Below are 26,375 nucleotides of genomic sequence, written 5' to 3' on the forward strand. Positions count from 1 at the left end.
TGAACCGTTCTTATCGACCGTCGCCTCTATTTTTTCGTGCTTGTCGGCCTTTATAAGCTGATTCTGGGATATGGGACAGTTTTTTAAATATCAAATATCACTTAATAAAATAAAAAAAGCGTTAAACCCTGAATATTCAAGGTTTAACGCTCCCCGCCTTTAGCTGTATTAAAATGTCAGTCCATGACCAAGTTTATAGACATTCCCATCGCTATCCTTATAGGCATATTGAAGTCCTTCAGGCATATATTGGTCCTTGTCGTAACCTGGTACATCGTTTCTTGATACACAATTACCATCTTCATCTACTGCAATCACTTCTTCACTCGCAGGCAATGTCAACGGTAATACCCCTACTGGACGGCTATTGCCCGCCATGACCTCATACTGTGCCTTATAGTAGGTATCGTATCCAGCGATCATTACATCTGCAAGAGGTTCAACATTTCTAAGGATCCACGGCAGAATGACATTCACGCTTATAATGACTTTTCCTCCACGGATATGGATACTGTCTGCTACTTCCTTGAGATGATCCATTCCAGTCAAAGTCGTTTCCTGATACGTAGAACCGTCTAAAGCAGTTAAGGTTTTATTTTCACATATCTCAAGTTCTAATAGTCCAGGTGTCGCGTTGAAATAAGCACCGGATTTTGGACTTAAAAACAAAATAGCTGTGTCAGCTTCTTCATAGTTATCTGTTAAAGTAAACTGTCCGAGCTCTTGGCATTCTTTCCTTGCTTTTTCAGTGTAATAAGCTGACCGTTCTGGTTCCTTGTGAAAAACTTCGATATAAACCTTCTTATTATCAAGCTTTTCAGTTGTTAATGGCAACGTTTGATTGTGGTTTTTTAGAACAGTTACAGATTTTTTATGTGCTTCATAGGCAGCATCCCAGTTAGCCGAATTACTAACGACCTCAGCGGCATGATCTGGTGAAACGTAGGTGCGATCATCGAATAGACCTAAAGCAAACATTTCTGTAAGGAGTCGTACATTTGCTTCATTGATGCGTTTTTCACTGATCCAGCCGTTTTCGATCGCTTTTTTAAGATTTTCAACATCATTGGTATCTGAAACAAGATCTGTCCCTGCATTGATCGCTCTTGCAAAACGTTCTGCTTCGCTTAAGGTTTCAACGCCCCAGCTCATTTTATTTGTAACACCGCTGTCACTATTGATATAACCTTTGAATCCAAGCTTTCCTCTAAGAATATGATTTAAGAAATAATGATTAAATGTAAAGCCCACCTCTTCAAAAGGGATGTCTTCACCTTGGAATTCTTGTACTACACTTTTTTTGATGCTTGGAATGGAGTAATATGGCATAAATGATGAAGTGCCATGGTCTGCCGCTGCCTGAAACGGAGGAAGGTGATACTTTTCTAAGCTTCCAGGCGTTGGGTATAGATTCCATTTTCCTTCTTCATAATGAGGATCAAATCCATTTTCCCTTGCTCCGCCTCCAGGAAAATGCTTGGTTGTCATCGCAATACTATGGTTTCCTAATTCCTCGCCTTGGAATCCATCAATAAGACGGCCGATCGCATCCGAAATGAATTCCGGGTCTTCACCAAACGTACCATAGATCCGTTGCCATCTTGGGTCTGTGACGGTATCAGCCATGTACATATATCCCTTTCTAAGCCCTACCGCATCCCACTCATCATGGGCTATTTCGGCAAATTGGCTGATAAGGGAGGCATCTCCGCCCTTTTTAATCTCCCCTTTAGCAGCTGCAGCCAGTCCTAATGTTCCCGGCCAAGTAGAGAAAATCCCAGCTGCATCATTCATACCAAAGATAAATTCTGTATTTTCATTTCTTGAATTCGATGCGATTAAACAAGGTATACCAAGGCGTGTTCCCTCACATACCTCATTCATGGTATTGACCCACTCTGCCATTTCAGCCGGGCTCCAATTATCGCGTAGAATGAAGTGCCGCAAATGCATGTTTTCAATGGTATGGGTTGTTCCCCATATTTTTGAAGCAGCAAAAATATTTTCACCCTTCTCCACAATACCTTCATCCAACACTCCCTCATGGCTTGTCTTGCTCTTATCTTTTTGAGAAAGGCCCATCTGACGGGTATTGATAAGCATCATACCGACCTTTTCATCGATATTCATTAATGAGACTAGATTTTCCGCACGTTCTTTCGGACTCAATCGCCAATCCTTATAAGGATCCAGTTTCCCATTTCCATTCAAATCTTTAAATTTTAATCCATCAACTTCAATGATATTCTTGACTCTGACTTCCAGATTCGGCTGTTTATGTTTTTGTTCCATAATTAACGCCTCCTAAGCTTGATGCATATCCCTTAGATTCATATTAGCGTTTTGAACACGGTTTCACACCCAAAATTGCTGACTTTTATATAAAATCGCCTACTGGTAATAATTATTTTTCTATTTATGTACAGCCTTGATAAAATCTGTAGCGGTCATTCCTTTTACCTCTTTAAATATTTTACAAAAATAGTTATAGCTGCTAAATCCCACTTGCAAGCCAATGTCAGTGATGGATAACCGCCCTTGTTCCATAAGAAAAACAGCCTCATTAATTCGCTTTTGATGAAGATAATCAATCAAACCAATATTCATTTCTTCTTTAAATTTCTGCGCGAGGTAAGATCGATTAAACTCAATTTCATCTGCTATCCTTTGCAAATTGATGGGTTCCTGAAAATTGAGATGGATATACATTAACGCTTTCCTTACCACTTTGCTGTGCCCTTTAACAGCAAAATTCTTAACCGCCTCACAATATTCATCTACCATATTGAAGCTCAGCGTATCTAATTCGGCCATTGTAACCGCTGCCTCAATCTTAAGGGCAAATTTTTCCGAAATCGCGTGTAAATACTGAGGTTCCACACCTCCCTTTGCAGCAGCCAACCGATTCATCGTATTGCTTGAAAAGCTAAGATTCTTTTTAGCCCTTAAAGGATTCCCCGGAACTCTGTAGGAAAAATCACCTGTAAAATCAATCAAAGCTTTCATGGCATTTTCTTTATCCCCTAATTCGATAAAATGCAAAAATTTCTTCTCTGCCTCATACCTTAATTTAACTTCAAACCCATTCATATCATAATTCTGCGGCTGTACATCCGGCTGATAATGCTCATTACCTTTTTTCGTTGTAATGAATTGAGAAGCAACCCTTGGGTTAACTAATAAATTGACAATCAAATCACCGATTGCCAAGTAGGATTGTCCCAAATAAGGTAATGATTTATAAAATTTCTCAATTGGCTTTAACCAACTATTTTCAAGATGATTTTTCTTCAGGACATTCCAAATCAATTGGTCCGTAACCCGCTCATTCAAGAAAGGCCCTGCTAAAAATATCCCTTGAAACTGTCCATCCTCATACAGGCCAACTGCCAAATAGGAAAGCTGAAAAGAATCTGTATGAAAACAAAAACTATATTGATTTGCCTCTTCTACCGCTTTTTGCACTTCCACATACATTTTCTTTCGGCTTTCAATAAATATGTAGGGCTCACTGTCATCTGATATGTGCACAATTGTTTGTAATTGAGGGTCCACCACTTGTACATCTATGTTAAAGGCATTTTTAATGAGCCAGCATTTACTTAATAGTTCATCCACTTTCATCATCCTTCAAATTCTTTCCTACCTCTTTATAATGTGAAAAAAAGCAAGGAAAATTTCTCCTTGCTTTTTTCAATGACGAATAATTTTGTGTGCCTACCCCATATGGCCAGATTTTTTTACTTTCGTTTGTAAGTATTTTTTATTGTACTCGGAGATATCCCCCCATAGAGGAGTTCTTCCGGATACGGGAAGCCCTGCTGCTTTCAATGCTTTAAGTTTTTTGGGATTATTGGTAATGAGTGTTACCGGTTTAGATCTTAACGCTTTAAGGACTTCAATGGCATCATCGTAATTCCTTGAATCATCCGCAAAACCAAGCTCCTCATTCGCCTCTACGGTATCGAAGCCATTTTCCTGTAGAATATAGGCGATTGCCTTACTAAATAAGCCAATCCCTCTGCCTTCATGGTTAGCTAAATAAAATAATGCCCCTGTTCCATGTTCAGTAATCATTTTCATCGATTGTTTAAGCTGATAGCCACAATCGCAGCGCTTGCTGCCAAAGATGTCTCCCGTATGACAGATCGAGTGCATTCTAATTAAGGCATCCTCATCATATTCAAAATCTCCGTAAACTAGGACACTTGATTGCTGATAATCTGCTAGATTTGCAGATGATAGTTGATTAATCACACGCTGAAAATCTTCCGTTGCATTTTCGCTCTTCAGCCAGCTATACCACTTAAACTCAACCGTTTTTCCATCTAAATTAACAGGCAGCTTGATTGGTCCAACCAGGTAAATGGCTTCACTGCCTTTCTTTATCATTTTTATTTTATCTTCTAATAAAGAGAAAACATTTGAATTTAATTGTACTTGTTCCATTATGATTTCCCCCGATTTCATATATTTATAAATTATAATACCGAAACGACAAAATTATCTTGATACGTTCTCTCTTTCACAATCTGCTGCATCTGTAGTCGTTCGACTTCATCACGGCGAGTCAATTCAAACTGTTTTAATTGAACAGCTCTTATGTCCTGTTTATCCAGTGCCTCACTAAGGACATCAGCTAAAACATCCGCATCCATTAAGGCACAATTAATGCCAAAGGCTCCAGTTGGACTCATCGTATGGGCTGCGTCCCCCATAATGACCACTCCGTCCTTCACCCAAGTTTGACATTTACTGCTTTGAACCTTTAATAAAATAAAATCGTTCCAGGATTGAATTCGCAATCGAAGCGTTTCCGTTAACTCTGGAAAAGCCGCCATTACTCGCTCAATAAAGGGAGCGAAAGATTTTTTTTTCAAAGTTGGATACGAGTTCTCTTCAATATTCCAGCCAATCTGGATAAACCCGCCTGCCTGGGTAAATAATGCAAGCTGCTGTCCATCGATAAGGGCATTTTTAATGACCGGCTCCCAACCTTCAGGGCTTGGGATTTTCGCCCATAGCAGATCATACCCGTGTTTCATCGTTGTAAAGGAGAAGTCCGCCAGTTTTCTTACTGACGAAAAACGTCCATCCGCACCCACAACAACCTTACTGCGAATGGTCATTTCTTGATCGCCTTTATTAGCTTTCAGACCGGCAACGCCGCTAGCTTTATCAAACAATAACTCAGTTACCTTTGTCCCCATCAACAATTTGTAATTCGCAAAGGATTCAGAAGCTGAAATCAACGCACTTAACAAATTCTTTTGCGGAACATGAATCCCCACATGCTCCTCTCCATCAGCTGGTGTGACGGTTTTGATTACCTCTCCGTTGTAACTATATTCGATTCGGTCCATTAATAGCAGGCCAGCTAGCTCGACTTGATGATAAAGACCATGTTTTTTTAAAATTCGTTCTCCGTCCTGGTTAAGATGTTCGCCCCTAAATTCCTTGTCTATTCCCTCATGACGTTCGAGAACAATCGTTGAAATACCTTTTTTCGCAAGCAAATATCCTAAAAGGGCGCCGCCGGGACCTGCACCAACAATGCAAACATCCGACTCCATATTCATGATTGAAAACCCCTTTTTTTCATTATGTTAATGACATATTGATAAAACCAATTGGTTAGAGTAAAATAAAATTAGTTAGTTACTTTATGTAAGTAATTATATTTTTAAAACTTACTTATGTCAAATTAATTTGTTATGTATTGTAATTATACAATTAATAGTAATATACTAATAAAGGGTGATGAACAATGAATCAGTCTATCATTTGTCCTCGATTCGAAAAAGCGATGGGAATTTTGAGCCAACGATGGACAGGTCTTATCCTTTATCAGCTTTTATCAGGACCGAAACGCTTCTGCGCGTTAGAATCTTCAATGGGAATAAGTGGGAGGGTTCTTTCGGAGCGACTTAAGGATTTAGAAAATCTTGATATCGTTAAACGCGAAGTATTCCCTGAAACACCAGTACGAATTGAATATTCCTTAACCGAAAAAGGGAAAGCTTTACAGCCGATTATTAAAGAAATAGAAAAGTGGTCCCAAACTTGGCTGCCTATAGAACCAAATTAATAATAAAGGATGAATCTAAATAGGCTTACGCCCTAAAGATTCATTCTTTCTTCATTCCAACGGTTTAAAACCTTAAAGGTTTGCCGCTTTAAAGGTATCTCCGCCCTCAATTGTACCATTTTCAAATCCCTTATTAAACCAGTGTTTTCTCTGCTCTGAGGTTCCGTGGGTGAAGCTTTCAGGAACGACATATCCTTGTGCTTTCTTCTGAATATTATCGTCACCGACAGCCTTTGCCGCATTCAGTGCCTCTTCAAGGTCTCCTTTTTCAAGATAGCCTTTCCCTTCTGCATAGTGAGCCCAAACACCCGCCAAATAATCGGCCTGCAATTCAAACCGTACAGAGTACTCATTCGTTCGTTTCTCTGCTGCGGAAGACTTGTCCCCCAAATGCAGGAGGGTTTGGACGTGGTGTCCTACCTCATGGGCAATCACGTAGGCCATCGCAAAATCGCCAGGTGCCTGGAATTTTTGTTTTAGTTCTTCATAAAAACTTAAATCAATGTAAAGTTTATGGTCAGCTGGACAATAAAACGGCCCTACTGCTGAACTGGCCGACCCGCAGGCTGACTGGACACTGCCCCTGTACAAAACAAGCTTAGGATTTTCGTATGTCAGCCCTCTCTTCTTAAATTCTTCTGACCATACATCCTCTGTATCAGCCAGGACAACAGATACAAAGCCAGCTTGTTCCTTCTCTTGTGCTGATTCATCGTTTGAAACATTTAAATTTGAATTAGTATTTGATGGTGTGTTACTAATGATATCTCCAGGGTTTCCTCCGAGCAGTGTAAAGAGGATGAGAATAATCACTCCGCCAATACCACCGCCAATCATGGTTTTGCCGCCAACACCCATACCTCTTCGATCTTCTACGTTCGTGCTTTGCCGTCTTCCCTTCCATATCATATTTTTACCTCCCTAAGCGTTGAGATTTTAACATTAACTATTTCCATTATGTTTTTCCCACATTAGAGAGAAATAAAAATGTTTATATTCTGGTAATTACTTAATAAAAAATAAAAACCCCTTCCAGAATTTTTGCAAGAGGTTTCATTAATTGAATATTATAAATCCAAAAAAATATATACCAATAATGACTTTAGTTATCATTAACAATTGGCTGGTCAATCACATCAGTATCTACTGTGGTGGTTGAACTAGGTCCATTAATATTTAGGATATTAACACCAGTATTTGAAGCTCCTGAACCATGTGTACTCTTCAATGCATTTTTTGGGGAAACAAACACTGCCCCGCCAAATTGTACAACTCCGCCAGACACTGTATCAATTTTGACTTGAATTGGAAAACCGGACATCTAGACCATCCTTTAAGTTAAATTCCTTAAATCAAAGTATGCCAGGTTCTACCATTTTGTTCATGCATTTAAATTTATAAAATTCCGCAAATTCACCCAAGAGATGGTGGATCAAATTGTAAAGGAAATGACGCTAATCGCAATTGAACACCACAATCCAAAGCACCTTAATTGAGAGAGCTTGCTGTAATTTTCCGAATTGCTTATAAAGGAAATTAAACCATTGAAAAAGAGGGAACCTTGATTCCTCTTTTTTATTAGCTTGAGAAAACTTTCTGTTTATTTTTAGAAAGCAGCGGCCGGTTATTGTCCCAAAAGACGTTGACAGGGAGCCCGAAGAAGGGAGTGAGATTATCACTTGAAATCATTTCTTCTGTATTTCCCGTTGCATAAACCTGCCCCTCTTTCAATAATAGTGTTTTATTGAAAACAGGCAGGATTTCTTCCACATGATGAGTTACATAGATAATGGCTGGCGCATCAGGCTGTGCCGCAATACTTTCGATCGATTCCAACAGCTGCTCACGCGCAATAAAGTCCAATCCGTTTGTAGGCTCGTCCAATATGAGCAAGGATGGATCAGCCATTAGGGCACGGGCAATGAGGACCCGCTGCCTTTCTCCTTGAGATAATGTTTGATAATTTCGGTTGGCATATGCGTTGCAGCCAAGCACCTCTAATAGAGAACCTGCCCTTTCTCTCATTTCATCTGTTGGGATTTCATATAGTCCAATGGAAGCAAATGCTCCGCTAAGGACCACTTCAAAGGCATTATCTCCGGAATGGAATTTCTCTTGCAGGGAGGACGAAACAAACCCAATCTGCTTTCGAAGCTTCTCACCCAGGTAGGTTTTACCGAATTCCATTCCTAATACATTTATTTTCCCTTTTATCGGGAAAAAGTACGCGTTAAGTAGGTTTAAGATAGATGTTTTTCCAGAGCCATTTAATCCAAATAATACCCAATGGTCCCCTTTTTCAATTTGCCAGTTCACATTTTGCAAAATCCATTTTCCATCCCGTTTCAACGAGACGTTATCAAGTTGTAAAATCATCCTGTTTCTCCTTTCCTATCTTTTTATAATTCAATTATTCCACTAACTGAATTTTTCAAAAATAAATAAACTCACCCTTCTATTTTGTGCTAACAAGTTTTTTGCTCTTAACCACTTTATTTGTTTGCTCACCAAGATCAATTTTCCCATTTGAACTTTTTATTTGGCTGCGAATGATATCTCCATCCTTTAGGTATTTCCCGCCCTCTAATTGCTTCTCCACAATCAAGTCCAACTTTTGTTGATATGGGACCGACAAATTTGATAGCAGCGCATTTACTTCTGGTGAAAGATTTAGTGCGACCCCGCCGCCAGTGCCGGTTACGATCAAATTCCCTGGAGAAAGATCCATAACCTCTGAGAGTTCGGTTAGTGTTTCAGCAGGTTTATATAATAGTTGACTTGAGTTGCAGGATTGCCTTAATTCATCATTTACCCAAAGATTAAGCTGAAGATCATGAATCAACGGCAGTTCATCCTTTTCAAGCAAGTAAAGATAAGGACCTACAGGACAAAAAGTCCGAAAGCTTTTTCCTTTTAGCCATTGGCCCTGAGGCAATTGTACATCACGGGCAGATACGTCATTTACAATAACCAGACCGGAAATATAATGATGAAGATTTTCATCTGTCACTTCCACTCGCTCTGTAATATCCGCTCCGATTACCAGCCCTAGTTCAAGTTCATAGTCCAGAAGCTTTACATTTGATGGACGAATAATTTCACTATATGCACCGCACAAAGAACTATCGGCTTTACTAAAAATCATATTGAAAGGCGGCCGTGCTGCTTCCATCCCTGTCTCTGATCGATGTGTCGCATAATTTACACCCTGACAAATGATTCTTGCCGGCTTGGTTACCGGACTCAACAAAATTACTTCATTTAATGAAATGCTCTCTGCTTTTTCCTGATCTTTTATTTTTACTGCTTCCTCTTTCCCCTTTTCCAAAAAATCAGCTAAGCTCTTATATGTACCTTGTAATACACTGATATTTTCGCCAGAAATAACTCCCCATCGTTCTTTTTTGTCTTTTTCAAATCTTACAACCTTTAACCCCATGTTCCTGTCCCCTTTCATTAATCAAAATTTAGTTAATATAAAGACTCCTTACATTCTGCATACAAGGAGTCTCCATTTCATTTCCTATTAAACGTTGCAGATACTGAACCAAGATGATCAAATTCGGCCGTGAACGTGTCACCAGGTTCGATGACAACTGCCTTTGTAAGTGCTCCAGCTAGAATGAATTCTCCTGCATGAAGAGAAATTCCATAGCTTCCGAGCGCATTTGCCAGCCAGGCAACCGCCATGGCCGGATGTCCCATTACCGCTGCTCCGACTGCCGAATCTAAAAATTCCCCGTTTTTATAAACCCTCATCCCAATTCTTGCGAGGTCATGACCATTGATCGGGGTCGTTTTTTTACCAATTACCGCCCCTGCCGATGAACCATTGTCAGCTACTCTATCCTCGAACTTGATTTGCCAATCCTTTATCCTGCTATCGATGATTTCCAGTGCCGGAACAACATATTCTGTTGCATCGATTACGTCCCTTAAAGTAATCCCAGGACCATGTAAATCTTTTTTCAAGACAAAGGCAATTTCAAATTCGGCTTTCGGCTGAATAAATCGTTTAAGCGAAATGGTCTCACCATCGTCAAAAATCATATCATTTAGGATATGTCCATAGTCAGGTTGATTTACATTAAACATTTCCTGCATGACTTTACTAGTTAGGCCAATTTTTTTTCCAACTATCACCGAACCATTTTCTACCTTCCGGCGGATTTGCTGAAGCTGGATTTGATAGGCATCATCAACAGAAATAACTTCTATTGATGACGTGAAAGGCTCAATCGGTTTTTTGTGGATTTCCGCCTCTAATAAGGCAGTTACTGCTTTTTGAATATCCATTAGGATGCCCTCCATTAAAACTTATGACTAAGCTATAACAGCTTTTTCTTCAGCTAATGCAAAAACAACAGACTAAAATTTTAGTTAAGGAATTTCCCTCAAATTAAACTTCATAAAAGCGTTTCCTTTTACTTGCTGTAATTCTACAGTCGTGTAAGTATACTTGTCAATAAATTCAAAATACTTTTTATTTTTAATAAATAAAATATCTTTTCTTAAAACTCAAAAAAAGCGCCTGATATCTTGGCGCCTTTTTCGGAATTAGGTTTTAGGTAAAATTTTAGTTGAAAGACTTTTTCCAAAATAGAGATTATTCCTCTGCTAATTTCCGGTACTTTCCACTGAAATAAATAAGCGGTTCAGAATCCACTATGTTAATTTCTTTTACTTTCCCAATAAATAGAGTATGATCACCTTCTACATGAGAAGCTGAGACTTCACAGGTAATTTGCGCAAGCGACCCATGTAAAACGGGTATTCCTCCCAGCCAGTCAAACTGTACTTCACGATGTTCTTTCAGTTGTCCGGCAAAAATCATTGACAATTCCTGCTGATCAGCAGCCAATATATTCACCGAAAATGATTTGCTTTGTTTTATTTTTTCCAGCATGGATGCTTTTTCAGCTATTGAAACTACTATCAGTTTTGGATTAAGGGAGACAGACATGAAGGCATTTGCTGTCATTCCATGTACTTTGCCATCCACTTGTGTTGCCACCACTGTTACGCCTGTAGCAAATTTCCCCATTACGTTACGAAATTGACGATCATCCATTAATTCCACCACTCCCTGTTTACATACTCTTTAATGAATATGTTTACAGTGATATTGAAATGATTAATTAATCAATTTAAGTGCCGCTAGAGCTGGGGGCTTTATGAACGCTCTTATCGACCGTCAAAGCTAAAATTCTTAGCTGGTGGGCTTTATGAACCACTCTGCCGGGCGCATATTAAAAAGCAGGCACAAAGAAATTGTGTCTGCTGCATTACTGGTCATCAAATTATATATTGGAAATGAGGATTCCAAAACATGCGGAAAATAATAAAATATTTAACCCAATCCCAATTAATGCACCTTGGCCCATTCGCTTTTTTCCCTTGGTGAAACATACAATTGGAATCACCAAAAGGGCGATTGCAGCTAAACCTACATAACCAAGAAAAAAAGGTGACCCAATTAATAATACTAGTAACCCAATAAGATAAATTCCGAGTGTGATCCCTATTCCAATCCATAGATCTTTTAATGAGCCCCCCTTCTGATTCCCCTGATTTTGACTCAAATACGTCCACTCCTTTTTTATTCAGCGTTAATGAAGGTTTTTCCCTCAAGCTCAGCTCGAATTTTCATAAGCTCCTGCTCTTTATCATCGCGGTAAAATAAATTATAGGTGTCAAACGGAATGATTCTGCCATCTGGATGTGCGATATGAACACAGGATTTCTTGACTGAGCGGACATCGAAATTATAGGCATCTAAAAATTGCATAATGATGACGCGGAACACATTGTCATAGCCAATCGGTCCAGGCATGGCTATCTTTGGCAGACAGCATAATAAATCTTTCAGTGACAACGCAGAGGAATCAGGAGAATGATTTAAAGAGAACAATTTAAAAATCATATTTTTAATATTATCGTCCTGCTCAAAAACGATCGTATTCCGCTCTCCTTCAAGCAGAATGTTTGGATCAATTAATCCTGTTAACGGAGTTACTATATCATTTAGTTTAAGCGCGTAACCCATGGCAAGACAATCCGGGTGACATGGAACAGGAATGATATCCTTTGTGCCAAACACATTTGATTGGTCGATAATCATTTGACGGACTTCACTTAACGTTAAGCGATTTGTTGATGGATCATAATCTTCCAACCTGCCAGCTGCTTGAATTGGTTGGAAAGTGACTCCTCTGACACATTTTTGTTTCAGACCATATTGAATGATCTTTCCTACTTCCTGGTCATTCAACCCCTTTTTCAAAGTCACAACTAGCGTAGTCGAAATATTATATTCATTTAAATTCTCGATCGCTTTTTGTCTAACATCTCTTAAATCTACACCCCTTAATTCCTCAAGTGCTTCTTTTTCAAAACTATCAAATTGAAGATAGATTTCAAAACCTGGAGAATAGGCGGCCAAACGCTTCACAAATTCTTTATCATTTGCAATACGGAGCCCATTAGTATTCACCATAATATGCCTGATTGGTCTTGATTTTGCCATATCAAGTATTTCAAAAAATTGCGGATGTATCGTTGGTTCTCCGCCGCTAATCTGAACAATATCAGGATTGCGTTCATTTTTAATAATGTTATCAAGCATAAATTCAATTTTTTCCAGACTGCGGAAGCCGCCTTTATGGGGGGATGACTCGGCATAGCAAATAGGACATTGCAGATTGCATTTCTCGGTAATTTCTAGCAAGGTCAAACAGCTGTGCTGTTCATGGTCTGGGCAAAGGCCGCAATCATACGGACAGCCATATTTAATTGGTGTATTCCAGCGGTACGGCATTTCCGAAGGCTTGATGAACTCACGGCACCATTTATAATATTCGACATCCGTTGAAATCAAAACCTTTTCTCTCCCATGGTGGATACAGTGCTTCACGAGGAAGACTTTTTCGTTTTCAATAATAACTTTCGCTTCCACCTTCCGTAAACAGGTCGAACAAATACTGTTTGTTAACTCATAAAATAAATAAGGACGGTTAGGCATGGATTTCACTCCTTTTTTCTGTTTGTTTTTTATGTATAAGCCATATGTAATATGCGATTCCTAGTAAACTGGCAAGCTGAATATTGTTAAGGATCCAATAGGGATGCGGAGTTGGTTTGATAAAATCAATCATGAAGCGAAACATGAAGTAACTTAACATGAATAGCTGGAACAGCAATCCTTCCCAGCCGATATTTTTCTTTTTCATTTGAAAAAGCAGCATGGCTACAATCCCCAGGAAGACAATCTCATATAATTGAGTTGGATGGCGTTTGATTCCATCCCCAAAGTCAACACCGGTTATCCATGACGTAGCAATCCCATAAGTATGGTCATCCAAACCAGTTAAAAAGCAGCCAATTCTTCCAATCATCATTCCAACTGCTAATGGGAGAACAAAATCATCACCAGTGGAACGGGTCCATCCGATCCATTTTTTCGCTGTTTCAACCCCTATTAATCCACCTAACAAACCACCCACAATGGTTTTTCCTTCAATTAGGTAAACAAGATTATCCCAGTTTTCCAATGTTTTGTTCGGATCCTCCAGCCAATAGAGAAATTTCGAACCAAGGGCTGCACCTAAAGTGGCACCAACAATAACCCATAAGGCTTTATCCATTGGTATTCTTTCTTTATTTCGTGTGTATAAATACACACGAAAGCCAATAAAGTACGCTAATGATTCAAATAACCAATGGGGATGGATGCCGAAAATATAGAAAGGAAAATTCACATTTTCCCCGCCTTTCGAAATAATTTCCTGTATAAACGGTACCCTTTTCTAATACCATCCACAACATAAAAAGGAATCGAAGGATGGTATTTTTTAAGAAAAGGTCTATAAATCTTGTAATACGCTTTTTTCAAATCATCCCACTTACTGCAATAGCCCTGCTTGTAGAAATCTGACACGTCCACGATATATCCGCGTCCGTTTGACATGACGACATTTTTGCCGTGAACATCGAAGGGATTCAATCCGACCGATCGAGCATATTCCAGCCCATTATCAATATCCTCAATTACACTCTCCGGAATTGGTACACCCTTTACTAAAGCGTCAAATAAAGTAATCCCGTCAATTTTTTTTAAAACTAAATAGCTGTCACTGTAAGCATAGAGATGGGAGTATGCTTTATGGTCCCCTAGTTTTTTATAGACTTCAATTTCCTTTTTTAGCTCATCAGGATCTCTTCCGTATACCTTTACAACCAATAAAGGATTCATATCGTTCGAAAAAACCCCAGCATAATTACCGCTTCCAACCGTTTTCCAAGAGCTTGAACGATTTTCGACGATGATAGGATCGAAAGGGCTCGGAGTCGTTAGAAAAATTTGCGGTAATAACTCGGTCTCTATTAATGATATATATTTGCCTATCTGCATTTACACACCCTCAATCCAAGAAAAAATAAGACTGGCATCATTTGTTAAAATTATTTTCTCATCTTATCTTACCTTCAAGCAAGAAAAAATGTTATTCCTAGATTGATAATATCTTTATTTTTAATACCTCACCCATTACACTGATAAATAAGGGGTGATAACAATTGGATTTTCCCACTTTAGGAACGAAAAGGCTGAAATTAATTGAAATAACGCATAAACACATGGATAGCATTTATGAAATTTTATCATTAGAAGAAGTTACGAGGTTTTATGGGACCGACCCCTTCAAATTACAAGCGGAAGCTACACGATTAATTGACATGTTTCAGAAAAACTTTCTTGAAAAACGCGGGATACGTTGGGGAATCAAACTGAAGGAAAATCAAAGGATTATTGGTACAATCGGTTTAAATGTCCTGAATTTGAAATATAAACGCGCCGAAATCGGCTATGAATTGCATCCAGCCTTTTGGAAAAAAGGGTATGCATCCGAGGCAATAAATGAGGTACTAAGATTTTCATTTGACCAGTTGGACTTATTTCGAATCGGGGCCATTGTATATCCAGAAAATGAGGCATCTCTACATCTCCTAAGTAAAATTGGCTTTACGAATGAAGGGTTGCTGCGGGGCTACATTAGACAAAATGATCAAAATCATGATACATATGTTTTGTCATTGCTAAAATCAGAATGGACAAAAAGCCAGGAATAAAGGGTTCCTGGCTCCTCTTATTCTTCGAAATATTCCTTAAATGCTTTTGGATTTTTTACATCCTCATTATGATAATATGGATTATTTTCGGTTGGGTCCTTCGGGTCAAGATTTGTTTTGATGACTAGCATTGGCTCTGATGAGCTTTCTGCGATTATTCTGTCATTTAACTGATCAAAATCAGCTATTTTCTTATTTCCGGGCTGTCTCGGTTCCATTTTTGCACCTCCTAGAATTAAGGTGCATCCTTTTGCTGGAAAAAATTCACGTTTTAAAAAGAAAAAAACTAGGAAGTAAAAACCTCCTAGTTCATGTTATTCCTCTTCCCCGCCGACTAAGAAATCTGGATTTAATTCTTCAAATTCCTCGTCGTCAACATCCGGTCCCCAGTCATCGTCATCACATTTATGGCTTTTAGAGACGGCAACACAAATTTTTGTTTCGCCAATCACTTCAACAAGGAATTCCCTTTCCACATGTACAATGATGCGATTGCCATTTGGGGAGATGACTGCTTCCGTACAATTCGGCTGCTGCAGCACGCGAGCAACAATCTCATTGTCATCCAAGCAGTCATGATCACGGTACTTTAACTTAATGACATCTGTATAAGTAACACGTTCAGTTACTACTTCTGTTTTGGTGTTATCGTTAAAAGAGTACCAAACGTTGATGTCATACGAGCCGTGTATCTCTACAGTCTTGCCGACTTTCTTCGCGTTGTATTTATGGTTGATAATCCAACAGCCAAGGATGCTGGTTGGACTGTGTGCCGGGCTTATTGTATGATTGGACTGGGTAAATTTACGTCCTTTCGCTACGACGGCTTTTGCAAATATCTCTCTGTAATCTCCCATTTCGCGCGAACCCTCCTCTTTCAGTTTCAATTCATCCTATGCTAATTTATAGACTAGTGTGATATATAATTTTGGAAATACTGGTTAAATGTTTAGATATGATTCATTTTATGCGGGTTATATAGGTATGTGCCTTTTTGACTTGTACTTTAAAAAAAGGTAAAAAAAATAGAGCCGGCTTATGCTATAAGCCTGGCTCTATTGATTAATGATCGTGATCGCAGTCGTCGTGGCTGGCGCATTCTCCGCCGCCACTTTTCATGCTGGCACCTGTTTCCCCCATCAATACATTCCCACCAGTGGAAATGATGATTTCGTCGGTTACAGTATTCGAAATGGTTGAAGCAATAATCTGAAGCAATTCATTTACATCCACTTGAGACTGCTTAAAGTCTTGAACAACTGGAATTTCATCCAATTCCTGTTCGATAGATGCAATTTTGTCTTCCACCTTTTTCAATGCTTCTGGTTTCCCATAATGTTGAAGGTTCACTGCTTGCTTTTGCAAACCTTTAATATCTGAAATTAATGTTTTAACCTTAGGATTTTCATGAATTTGTGCTTCTGCTCGTTTAAAAAAGTCTACTTCTTCTGTTTCTGCAATCATGCGTGCTAATTCTGTAGCACGAGCGACGATATCGTCTTTAGTATACTTCGCCACCTTATTTCACCTCTGCTGCTTCTAGTTCTTCAACCATTTCTCCGTTTAATGACCATGTTTTGGCTTCTGTAATCTTTACTTTGATGATTTTTCCGATAGCTGTTTTAGGCGCTACGACGTTCACAAGCTTGTTTCTTGAAGTGTACCCGGCAAGGACATCAGGGTTATTCTTACTTTCGCCTTCGATAAGTACATCAAGAACCTGACCCTCGTGCTTTTTCATTGCTTCGAGTGAAAGTTCATTTACAAGAGCATTTAAACGCTGTAGACGCGCTTTCTTTACTTCCATTGGAACATTATCCTCCATTTTGGCAGCAGGAGTTCCTTCCCGTGGAGAGTAAATAAATGTATAGGCTAATTCATAACCAACTTCTTTATAAAGAGACATTGTTTCTTCAAACTGTTCATCCGTCTCGTTTGGATACCCAACAATAATATCTGTAGTCAAAGCAACATTAGGAATGGCTGCTTTAATCTTTTTTACAAGCTCCAAATATTGTTCTCTTGTGTATTTACGAGCCATAATTTTTAATACATCTGTTGACCCAGATTGAACTGGTAAATGGATATGATCCATTAAATTTCCGCCTTTGGCAAGAACTTCAATCAAGCGATCATCAAAATCACGTGGATGGCTCGTTGTAAAACGAATTCTTGGAATATCAATCTTACGTAATTCATCCATCAAGTCGCCTAAACCATAGTTAATGCCTTCTAAATCCTTACCATAAGCATTTACGTTTTGACCAAGTAACGTAACTTCCTGGTACCCTTGTGCTGCCAGATGGCGCACCTCTTGGATAATTTCTTCTGGACGACGGCTTCTTTCTTTACCACGTGTATACGGAACAATGCAATACGTACAGAATTTATCACAACCGTACATAATGTTAACCCATGCTTTGATATTTCCGCGGCGGACTTTTGGAAGGTTTTCAATAACGTCTCCTTCCTTAGACCATACTTCAATTACCATTTCCTTTGACATATAAGCTTCATGCAAAATATTAGGTAAGCGGTGAATATTGTGAGTTCCAAATATCATGTCAACTTGTTGATACGTTTTCAAGATTTTATTAACTACAGATTCCTCTTGAGACATACATCCGCATACACCTAGTAGTAAGTCTGGCTTTTCCATTTTCAATGCTTTTAAGTGGCCAAGTTCGCCAAATACTTTGTTTTCCGCATTTTCACGAATAGCACAAGTATTTAGAAGGATAACATTTGCATCTTCTGTGTTGTCAGTTGGTTCATAGCCTAATGCTAAAAAGATTCCGGCCATAACTTCTGTATCATGCTCGTTCATTTGGCAGCCATATGTTCTAATATAGAACTTTCTGCCTTCACCCATTCCTTTAAATTCTTCAGGAATAGCAAAATCATTATGATATTTAACTTCTTCTTTACCACGCTTTTTTGCATCTTTTAAGGAAGGTGCGGTAATGACTTGCTCAAAGTATTTGCTGTAGTCCTTTGCGGATTTTTTGTCCGAAGAATTAGCAGCTGCTACTTGCTGACCTTCTAATCGTTGCTTTTCATTCATGTGTGTAAAGACCCCTTTCTTTTAAAAATAAAATACGTCTATAAGATTATTGTTTGTAATTATTTACCTGTGCTATAAAGATAGGATGCCGATTGCTCTATCTGCACATTATTATAGTATAAAGGTTTACATGACTGAAAACAATAGCAATCCCTGTAAACACGCTGATATATAGACAATTATGTAAACATAATAATGCCGCCAAATAATAATGATAATGGAAGAGTGTCATTTTATATGTGATGTTTTTCACTAAATTAATGAAAAAAATCCCGAGAAAAACAATTTCCCGGGATTTTCATTATTATTACATAAATTCTGCAACTAATTTATCGAAGTGTGCTTGATCAAGGTTTAGATTTGCATCTACTAACGGATCTTCTGAGTATCCAGTTAGTAATTCTTGATAAGATGGACGTTCCGTATTTTGGTAAATAAGTCCAGTAACTAAGCCGTTATGCTTCATTAATGTCTGCATTGCCATTTCACGGTTTGATGGATCATATCCTTCAACATCACTAAGCTTCGTTAAGTTTTCTTTAAACCAGTCGTAGGTGTTTACTTTATTATAGGTTACGCACGGGCTAAATACATTGATTAATGAGAAGCCTTTGTGATTAATCCCCGCTTCAATTAATGCTGTTAGGTCTTTTAAATCAGTAGAGAAACTTTGTGCAACAAAGGTTGCTCCTACTGTTAAAGCTAATTCCATAGGTGAAATGGATTGTTCGATTGACCCCATCGGAGTAGATTTTGTTTTAAATCCAACTGCCGAACGTGGAGATGTTTGTCCTTTGGTTAAGCCATAAATTTGGTTATCCATAACAACGTAGGTAATGTCAATGTTACGGCGAATGGCATGAACGGTATGAGCCATACCAATTGCATAACCATCCCCGTCACCACCAGAAGCGATAACTGTTAAATCACGATTGGCCATTTTAACACCTTGGGCAATCGGAAGTGAACGACCATGGATTCCATGGAATCCGTAAGCATTAATATAACCAGAGATACGGCCTGAACAGCCAATCCCTGAAATGACAGCTAAATTTTCCGGTACTAGACCAACATTTGCCGCCGCACGTTGCATTGCAGCTTGTACAGAGAAGTCGCCACAGCCTGGGCACCAGTTCGGTTTAACATCATTTCGAAAGTCTTTAAAAGTGGCCATTTAGAACAACTCCTTACATTTTGAATGAACTTCGTGAGGCAGAAATGGATTTCCATCATATTTTAAGAATTTAGTAATTTTTTCAGCATGACCAATATTCATTTTCATGATATTTGCTAACTGTCCAGTCGCATTGTTTTCCACTACAATCACTTTTTTGGCAGAACGAACAAGTGGAAGCACTTCGTCTGAAGGGAATGGATGAATTAAACGAATTTGAGCATGGTTGACTTTTAATCCATCTTTTTCTAAGCGTTCCATCGCTTCTTCGATCACACCACGTGTTGAGTTAAAACCAACGATTAGCAGATCTGCATCCTCGTGTGGAGCATTTTTATAAACAGGTGTGTTAAAACGAATATTTTCAACCTTACGGAAACGTTTATCCATTTGAGCATTCCGATTTGTTGCAGATTCAGATGGTTTTCCTGTTTCAGCGTGCTCAACCCCAGTAACATGGTGAATACCATTTTTCACACCTGGGATTGTACGTGGAGAAACACCATCTTCTGTAACTTCATAACGCTTGAAATAGCCTTTGTTTTCAATTTCAGGAAGTTCTTCCGTTACGAGCTTACCGCGTCTAATTTCTACTTTAGAGATATCAAGCGGCTCAACTGTTTGCTTCCCTAATGATAATTGAAGGTCAGATAAAACGATGACTGGGCATTGATATTCTTCTGCAAGATTAAACGCTTCTGCAGTATCATAGAACGCCTCTTGAACGGTACTTGGAGCCATAACGATTTTCGGAATTTCACCATGTGTACCATAAATCATTGCCATTAAATCTGATTGTTCTTGTTTTGTAGGAAGCCCTGTTGATGGACCACCACGTTGTGTGTCCACAATAACAAGCGGAGTTTCTGTAATACCAGCTAGTCCAATTGCTTCCATTTTCAATGATAATCCAGGACCTGAAGAAGCAGTAAGAGCACGTACCCCACCGTAGCTTGCTCCAATTGTCATGGTAGCAGCTGCGATTTCATCTTCTGTCTGAATAACAGTACCGCCAACGGCAGGTAATTTCTTAATTAGATATTCCATGATATCTGATGCAGGTGTAATAGGATATGCAGCCATGAAACGGCATCCAGCAGCCATCGCGCCTAATGCAATCGCATCATTTCCAATCATAAACATACGATGTTTGCCATCTGCTTTTTCAAGTACCATTGTTGGGACATTTGCATCCATTTTTTCTTTCATATAATCAAAGCCCGCTTTGATGGCATCCATGTTTTTCGCAACAACTTGATCGCCTTTTTTGCCAAAAATCTCGCGAACTACTACTTCAAATACATGAATATCTAGGTCTAATACTGCAGATGTTGCACCAATTGCAACCATGTTCTTCATTAAAGAAGTCCCTAGCTGAGTAGCAATCTCTGTGAATGGAACCGCATACAGAGATGCTTCTGTATCTTCAGGCTTTTTTGGATCAAATTTTGCATCAGCAAGGATTACACCTTTAGTGTGAAGTTCTTTGTAATTCAAATCAATTGTTTCTTGGTCAAACGCGACAAGGATATCAAGATCGTCAGAAATGGAACGAACTTCTGTTGTGCTCACGCGAATCTTATTGTTCGTATGGCCGCCTTTGATACGAGATGAAAAGTGACGATAACCATACAAGTAATATCCTAGGCGATTCAGTGCGATTGCAAAGATTTCCCCAGTACTTTCAATACCTTCCCCTTGTTGTCCGCCAACTTTCCACGAAAGTTGATTGATCATGACTTACACCCCTTTGGATATGTAAAAAATAAGTAATTAAACATTAATAGTGTAGCACTTTTCCGAGTAAATCACTAGAATTTTGTTTATTTAATGCTTTAAAGACTTAAAATCTAGAAAAATGGATATGTACTAAACGCTTTCAATTCTAGACCTATGGACTCAAAATTGCAACCCTTTCAAGCGAAATATTGTCTAAAATATGTATATTTTTTTATTATTTTAACTTTGATATTTTCTTCAACCTTAGTCACATGTATAACAACAGTTCAATCCTCTTTTTTTATGCAGTTTTTCAATTATATCCACTTCTTAAGGTACATTCCAAATGGATATTTCAACCCTTTGTTGTACTATATCAGAATAGTATTTTTATAATTTGTAATAGCAAAGTATCTAAGTGGAAAATTAGTATCCAATTTTGTAAAAAAGTAGAAATTAAAAAACCTGCTGGATATAACCCAGTCAGGCATAAGTATTGGTGCTTCGTTTTCTCCGCGTTTTGTATACTGAACTTCCTTTTAACGCGGCTCGACAATTAACTTTATAGCTGTGCGTTCTTCCCCGTCAATCAAAATATCGGTAAACGCAGGGACACAGATCAAATCAACTCCGCTAGGTGCTACAAATCCTCGAGCAATGGCTACTGCCTTTACTGCTTGATTTAATGCACCCGCACCAATGGCCTGTATTTCCGCTGCACCTCTTTCACGCAGAACTCCGGCAAGTGCACCAGCTACAGAATTAGGATTAGATTTTGCTGAAACTTTTAATATTTCCATTCCTAGCTCCCCCTTGTAAAATCCCGATCCCGCATGAGCAGTTTCATGAACAAATCAGGTATATAGCATTCCACTGCTACTATATTCAATAAGAAATTGACATATTCCGGCTTGGACGATAAAAAGGAAAATAAAAAGAGCAAATCGCGTGATTTGCTCTTAAGAATAAAATGGATGATCATCATTTATTAGAATTGGTTGTATCTTTTTAGCTAGACCTGTTTTTCGGTCCAAATCAATTAAAACAGCACTAAGCTGGTTTCTTCCTCCGGAAGGCACTTCAAACCGGACTGGAAGGCTGGTTAGGAAGCGTTTGAGGACGGCTTCTTTTTCCACCCCTAAAATGCCGTCATATGGGCCAGTCATGCCCACATCTGTTAAATAGGCCGTTCCCCCAGGCAAGATACGATTGTCAGCCGTCTGGACATGTGTGTGGGTCCCCACAACTGCAGATACCCTTCCATCTAAGTACCAGCCCATTGCCTGCTTCTCACTTGTTACTTCTGCATGAAAATCTACAAATATAAAGGGAGTTCTTGCTTTTGCAAGGGTAACGAGTTCATCTGCTTTTTGGAAGGGACAATCAATAGGATTCATGAAGGTGCGTCCCTGCAGATTAATGATCGCCACTTCTAATTCATTTATTTTTAGAAAAACAATACCTTTCCCAGGTGTATCTTTTGGAAAGTTTGCCGGCCGTACCAAATATTTAGCTGTATCAATAAACTCAAAAATTTCTCGATTATCCCAGGCATGGTTCCCCAATGTTACAGCCTGAGCACCTTGTTCTAAAAATTGACGGTAAATTTTTTCAGTAATCCCTTTTCCACCTGCTGCATTTTCACCATTGATAATCGTTAAATGAGGTCGATATTTTTCTTTAAGCTTTGGCAAGTACTCCTTCACCATATCTCTTCCGGGTGAACCGACAACATCACCGATAAATAATAAATTCATGTTATTGCCCTTTCATAAATAAAAATAGTATTGATTAAATTGTATCACAGTTAACTAGTATTTAATCGTATAAGAGTCCTCAAAAAATAAAGCGGTGCATACGCACCGCTTTATTTTGCATATTCTACAGCCCGTGTTTCACGGATAACTGTAACTTTAATATGTCCTGGATAATCGAGCTCTTCTTCGATGCGCTTGCGAATATCGCGTGCAAGGCGATGTGCTGCAAGATCGTCAATTGTATCTGGTCTGACGATAATCCGCACTTCACGACCTGCCTGAATAGCAAAGGATTTCTCAACACCTTCATAGGATTCTGAAATCTCTTCAAGCTTTTCAAGACGACGAATATAGTTTTCAAGCGTTTCACTACGAGCACCTGGTCTTGCAGCTGATAAGGCATCAGCAGCAGCAACTAAAACCGCAATGGTTGAAGTTGGCTCTGTATCACCATGATGTGAAGCAATACTGTTGATAACTACAGGGTGTTCCTTGTACTTCGTAGCAAGTTCTACTCCTATCTCAACATGGCTTCCTTCCACTTCATGGTCAATTGCTTTACCAATATCATGAAGCAATCCAGCACGTCTCGCTAATGTTTCATCTTGACCAAGTTCAGCGGCAAGCAAACCGGAAAGCTGTGCCACTTCCATGGAATGCTTTAGTACATTTTGACCGTAGCTTGTACGGAACTTTAAGCGGCCAAGAATTTTGATAAGATCTGGATGAAGTCCATGAACACCCACTTCAAATGTGGTTTGTTCACCCACTTCACGGATATACTCATCCACTTCGCGACGAGACTTCTCAACCATTTCCTCAATTCTTGCAGGGTGGATACGGCCATCTTGTACAAGCTTTTCAAGTGCTAAGCGGGCCGTTTCACGACGAATAGGGTCAAAGCCTGATAGAATAACAGCTTCAGGAGTATCGTCAATGATTAAATCAATTCCTGTTAATGTTTCAAGTGTACGGATGTTTCGACCTTCACGGCCAATGATACGGCCTTTCATTTCATCATTTGGAAGGTTGACGACAGAGACTGTCGTTTCCGCAACATGGTCAGCAGCGCAACGTTGGATTGCTAACGAAAGGATTTCCTTCGCTTTTTTATCAGCTTCCTCTTTTGCACGATTTTCGCTTTCCTTGATCATAACCGCAGTTTCAACGGATAGTTCTTGTTCCATGCGGTCTATTATGATCGACTTAGCTTCTTCGCGAGTTAAGCTCGAAATTCGTTCAAGTTCTGTTTGTTGTGTTCGTACCAACTCGTCCACTTTGCTTTCCATCTCTTCAATATGCTGTTGTCTTTGGTTTAGAGAATCATCCTTCTTTTCTAATAGAATTTCACGCTTATTTAACGCTTCATCCTTTCGATCTAAATTCTCTTCTCTTTGCAGTAAACGGTTTTCTTGTTTTTGCAGTTCATTTCTTCGTTCACGAACCTCACGCTCCGCTTCAGTTCGAAGCTTGTGAATTTCATCCTTTGCCTCTAACAGGGCTTCCTTTTTTAATGAATCAGCATCACGTTTCGCATCTTCAAGAATCTGCTCTGCAGCATTCTTTGCTCCTGCTATTTTTGCTTCAGCAATGGATCTACGAATAAAATAGCCAACAACGGCACCGACGATAAGGCCAAGCAAAATGGAGATGATAGTAATTGGGTCCATCGTTACACCTCCTCTTGCTATGAACTTTTGTTACATTTTTTTAAGTGTCGGCATGTACATTGTTTAGACTCAACATACAGCAAGCACTAAGGCTTTTCAAATTGTCATATTTCCAAAAATGTAAAATATACATGTTAATTGTAATTGTGGGAATATACATTGTCAAGGTTTTGTCCAAATAGCTTTTTGAAATATTTCGAATTCGTCATCTCTTCTTCATTTTAATTGTTTGGGATCGGGTTCATAATTATTAGTTTTTATGTATTTTTATCCATTTTGTTTAAAAAGAGCAAAACCCGTTTCTGGGCTTTGCTCTTCATTTTATTGATCTAGTAACTCAAATTGCTCGTCATCATCAGCTTCAGTCACTGTTTTATCGCCATCTAGGCCATAGTGATCACGGATCTTTTGTTGAATTTCAAGGCGGATACTAGGATTTTCCTTTAGGTAAAGCTTAGCATTTTCACGGCCTTGGCCTAGTCTTTCATCGTTATAAGAATACCAAGAACCGCTCTTAGAAACGATATCTAGTTCGGAACCTAAATCGATGGTTTCGCCTTCTTTTGAAATTCCTTCTCCATACATAATATCAACTTCTGCTGTACGGAATGGCGGGGCAACTTTGTTCTTTACAACTTTGATTTTTGTTTTGTTTCCGACTATGTCATTGCCTTGCTTTAGTGCTTCAGCACGGCGTACTTCCAGACGGACGGTGGAATAGAACTTGAGGGCGCGGCCCCCTGGAGTTGTTTCTGGGTTCCCGAACATAACACCGACTTTTTCACGAATCTGGTTGATAAAGACTGCGATAGTTTTTGATTTATTAATAGCACCTGAAAGTTTACGAAGTGCTTGAGACATCAACCGAGCTTGTAAACCTACGTGTGAGTCTCCCATTTCGCCTTCGATTTCTGCTTTTGGTACTAGAGCAGCTACTGAGTCAATAACAATAATATCGATTGCTCCGCTTCGTACTAGTGCTTCAGCGATTTCTAACGCTTGTTCACCAGTGTCTGGCTGGGATAATAATAGTTCATCAATGTTAACGCCTAATTTTTGGGCATAAGCTGGGTCCAGGGCATGCTCAGCGTCGATAAATGCCGCTTGTCCACCTTTTGCTTGGACTTCAGCGATGGCATGAAGGGCTACGGTTGTTTTACCAGAGCTCTCTGGCCCATAAATTTCGATTATTCGACCTCTAGGATATCCGCCTACCCCAAGTGCAGTATCAAGTGCTAATGATCCAGATGGAACAGTTGAAATTTTTGTTTCTGTTTGCTCACCCATTTTCATAATTGAGCCTTTACCAAATTGCTTTTCGATTTGTTTTAGCGCCATTTCTAAGGCCGCTTTACGATCACTCACGAATTATTTCCTCCCTTATCTATATAAACACAAGCTTATTGCCTAAATCTATCAAGTAAAACCTATTAATAATATAACCTCTTTTTGGGTATTTGTCGAGCAAAAAATCGAACATTCATTCGACTTTTTTCTAAACTATTTATACTGGAAAAACAGGCAGATATACCCATGATAAACGGTTTTTCTTGATGTTCTTGCAGAGAAAACTACTTTTCATGAAGTTATCTGAAAACTGATTCAAAGGTGTAAGATCTTTCATTTACCGTCCAAACACTTTTTCCTCGATCTCGGGCAATGAAGCGTTCTTTCATTTACCGTCCAAATGCTTTTACCCCGCTCTCGGGCAATGAAACGAACTTTCATTTACCGTCCAAATGCTTTTACCCCGCTCCCGGGCAATGAAACACCCTTT

At 39.0% G+C, this 26,375-nt stretch carries 26 protein-coding genes; 2 read left to right on the plus strand and 24 right to left on the minus strand.

All coding sequences use genetic code 11. The features are described 5' to 3' along the window. Positions 1–168: 168 nt before the first annotated feature. The 4 genes from V7161_RS23100 to V7161_RS23115 form a co-directional block, all read right to left on the minus strand. Positions 169–2,292, minus strand: a complete 2,124-nt coding sequence (locus V7161_RS23100) for a glycoside hydrolase family 3 protein (protein WP_335715188.1) — start codon at positions 2,290–2,292, stop codon at positions 169–171. 120 nt (positions 2,293–2,412) lie between these two features. After that, positions 2,413–3,618: a helix-turn-helix transcriptional regulator gene (locus V7161_RS23105; protein WP_335715189.1), complete on the minus strand. Its 1,206-nt coding sequence runs from the start codon at positions 3,616–3,618 to the stop codon at positions 2,413–2,415. Positions 3,619–3,717: 99 nt separating this feature from the next. Continuing rightward, positions 3,718–4,449 carry a GTP cyclohydrolase II gene (locus V7161_RS23110; RefSeq protein WP_335715190.1) on the minus strand — a complete coding sequence of 244 codons (732 nt, stop codon included), beginning with the start codon at positions 4,447–4,449 and terminating at the stop codon, positions 3,718–3,720. 32 nt (positions 4,450–4,481) lie between these two features. Continuing rightward, positions 4,482–5,579, minus strand: a complete 1,098-nt coding sequence (locus V7161_RS23115; RefSeq protein WP_335715191.1) for an FAD-dependent monooxygenase — start codon at positions 5,577–5,579, stop codon at positions 4,482–4,484. Between the two features lie 188 nt (positions 5,580–5,767). On the opposite strand from V7161_RS23115, the gene V7161_RS23120 reads away from it, so the two are divergent. Continuing rightward, a complete protein-coding gene (locus V7161_RS23120) occupies positions 5,768–6,088 on the plus strand; it encodes a winged helix-turn-helix transcriptional regulator (RefSeq protein WP_335715192.1) in 321 nt (106 codons plus the stop codon). A 72-nt stretch (positions 6,089–6,160) separates the two neighbouring features. Here the strand turns inward: V7161_RS23120 and ypfJ are convergent, their stop codons facing one another. The 10 genes from ypfJ to V7161_RS23170 all read right to left on the minus strand — a co-directional run bounded on the left by ypfJ (position 6,161) and on the right by V7161_RS23170 (position 14,498). Continuing rightward, on the minus strand, positions 6,161–6,997 hold the full coding sequence (ypfJ, locus tag V7161_RS23125; RefSeq protein WP_335715193.1) for a KPN_02809 family neutral zinc metallopeptidase: 837 nt from the start codon (positions 6,995–6,997) through the stop codon (positions 6,161–6,163). A 193-nt stretch (positions 6,998–7,190) separates the two neighbouring features. Further along, positions 7,191–7,409 (minus strand): spore germination protein, encoded by a 219-nt coding sequence (locus V7161_RS23130; protein WP_335715194.1) that lies wholly within the window; start codon positions 7,407–7,409, stop codon positions 7,191–7,193. 257 nt (positions 7,410–7,666) lie between these two features. Beyond that, complete coding sequence (locus V7161_RS23135) at positions 7,667–8,464, minus strand: ABC transporter ATP-binding protein (protein ID WP_335715195.1); 798 nt, start codon at positions 8,462–8,464, stop codon at positions 7,667–7,669. A 79-nt stretch (positions 8,465–8,543) separates the two neighbouring features. Then, positions 8,544–9,527, minus strand: coding sequence for a fumarylacetoacetate hydrolase family protein (locus V7161_RS23140; RefSeq protein WP_335715196.1), 984 nt, complete (start codon positions 9,525–9,527; stop codon positions 8,544–8,546). Between the two features lie 77 nt (positions 9,528–9,604). After that, a complete protein-coding gene (locus V7161_RS23145; RefSeq protein ID WP_335715197.1) occupies positions 9,605–10,384 on the minus strand; it encodes a 2-keto-4-pentenoate hydratase in 780 nt (259 codons plus the stop codon). A gap of 310 nt (positions 10,385–10,694) precedes the next feature. After that, positions 10,695–11,159 carry a flavin reductase family protein gene (locus V7161_RS23150; protein WP_335715198.1) on the minus strand — a complete coding sequence of 155 codons (465 nt, stop codon included), beginning with the start codon at positions 11,157–11,159 and terminating at the stop codon, positions 10,695–10,697. Positions 11,160–11,388: 229 nt separating this feature from the next. Beyond that, the gene (locus V7161_RS23155; protein WP_223588420.1) at positions 11,389–11,670 is read right to left on the minus strand and encodes a hypothetical protein; all 282 of its coding nucleotides are present in this window, start codon (positions 11,668–11,670) and stop codon (positions 11,389–11,391) included. 17 nt (positions 11,671–11,687) lie between these two features. Continuing rightward, on the minus strand, positions 11,688–13,109 hold the full coding sequence (locus V7161_RS23160; RefSeq protein ID WP_335715199.1) for a radical SAM protein: 1,422 nt from the start codon (positions 13,107–13,109) through the stop codon (positions 11,688–11,690). After that, positions 13,102–13,845 (minus strand): prolipoprotein diacylglyceryl transferase, encoded by a 744-nt coding sequence (locus V7161_RS23165; protein WP_335715200.1) that lies wholly within the window; start codon positions 13,843–13,845, stop codon positions 13,102–13,104. The genes V7161_RS23160 and V7161_RS23165 overlap by 8 nt, the downstream gene beginning before the upstream one ends. Beyond that, entirely contained in the window at positions 13,842–14,498 is a 657-nt protein-coding gene (locus V7161_RS23170) for a serine/threonine protein kinase (RefSeq protein ID WP_335715201.1), read from the minus strand. The genes V7161_RS23165 and V7161_RS23170 overlap by 4 nt, the downstream gene beginning before the upstream one ends. A gap of 164 nt (positions 14,499–14,662) precedes the next feature. Here V7161_RS23170 and V7161_RS23175 point away from each other — a divergent pair, with 164 nt between their 5' ends. Next, positions 14,663–15,214 (plus strand): GNAT family N-acetyltransferase, encoded by a 552-nt coding sequence (locus V7161_RS23175; RefSeq protein WP_335715202.1) that lies wholly within the window; start codon positions 14,663–14,665, stop codon positions 15,212–15,214. 17 nt (positions 15,215–15,231) lie between these two features. On the opposite strand, the gene V7161_RS23180 is transcribed toward V7161_RS23175, so the two are convergent. The 10 genes from V7161_RS23180 to recA form a co-directional block, all read right to left on the minus strand. Continuing rightward, positions 15,232–15,432, minus strand: a complete 201-nt coding sequence (locus V7161_RS23180; RefSeq protein ID WP_223588430.1) for a hypothetical protein — start codon at positions 15,430–15,432, stop codon at positions 15,232–15,234. Positions 15,433–15,528: 96 nt separating this feature from the next. Continuing rightward, on the minus strand, positions 15,529–16,071 hold the full coding sequence (locus V7161_RS23185; RefSeq protein ID WP_223588432.1) for an outer spore coat protein CotE: 543 nt from the start codon (positions 16,069–16,071) through the stop codon (positions 15,529–15,531). Positions 16,072–16,276: 205 nt separating this feature from the next. Beyond that, positions 16,277–16,732 (minus strand): RicAFT regulatory complex protein RicA family protein, encoded by a 456-nt coding sequence (locus tag V7161_RS23190; protein WP_335715203.1) that lies wholly within the window; start codon positions 16,730–16,732, stop codon positions 16,277–16,279. A gap of 1 nt (position 16,733) precedes the next feature. Continuing rightward, complete coding sequence (gene miaB / locus V7161_RS23195; RefSeq protein WP_335715204.1) at positions 16,734–18,278, minus strand: tRNA (N6-isopentenyl adenosine(37)-C2)-methylthiotransferase MiaB; 1,545 nt, start codon at positions 18,276–18,278, stop codon at positions 16,734–16,736. Between the two features lie 307 nt (positions 18,279–18,585). Further along, entirely contained in the window at positions 18,586–19,452 is an 867-nt protein-coding gene (locus tag V7161_RS23200; RefSeq protein WP_335715205.1) for a 2-oxoacid:ferredoxin oxidoreductase subunit beta, read from the minus strand. Continuing rightward, positions 19,453–21,189, minus strand: a complete 1,737-nt coding sequence (locus V7161_RS23205; protein ID WP_335715206.1) for a 2-oxoacid:acceptor oxidoreductase subunit alpha — start codon at positions 21,187–21,189, stop codon at positions 19,453–19,455. It abuts the gene before it with no gap. 521 nt (positions 21,190–21,710) lie between these two features. Then, positions 21,711–21,971 (minus strand): stage V sporulation protein SpoVS, encoded by a 261-nt coding sequence (gene spoVS, locus V7161_RS23210; RefSeq protein ID WP_038541258.1) that lies wholly within the window; start codon positions 21,969–21,971, stop codon positions 21,711–21,713. A gap of 159 nt (positions 21,972–22,130) precedes the next feature. Next, positions 22,131–22,928 carry a TIGR00282 family metallophosphoesterase gene (locus tag V7161_RS23215; protein ID WP_289982240.1) on the minus strand — a complete coding sequence of 266 codons (798 nt, stop codon included), beginning with the start codon at positions 22,926–22,928 and terminating at the stop codon, positions 22,131–22,133. 110 nt (positions 22,929–23,038) lie between these two features. Continuing rightward, on the minus strand, positions 23,039–24,598 hold the full coding sequence (gene rny, locus V7161_RS23220) for a ribonuclease Y (RefSeq protein WP_335715208.1): 1,560 nt from the start codon (positions 24,596–24,598) through the stop codon (positions 23,039–23,041). A 321-nt stretch (positions 24,599–24,919) separates the two neighbouring features. Continuing rightward, on the minus strand, positions 24,920–25,963 hold the full coding sequence (gene recA, locus V7161_RS23225) for a recombinase RecA (RefSeq protein WP_335715209.1): 1,044 nt from the start codon (positions 25,961–25,963) through the stop codon (positions 24,920–24,922). Positions 25,964–26,375: the final 412 nt, after the last annotated feature.

This window comes from Neobacillus drentensis, assembly GCF_036965425.1.
Lineage (GTDB): Bacteria > Bacillota > Bacilli > Bacillales > Cytobacillaceae > Neobacillus > Neobacillus drentensis_F.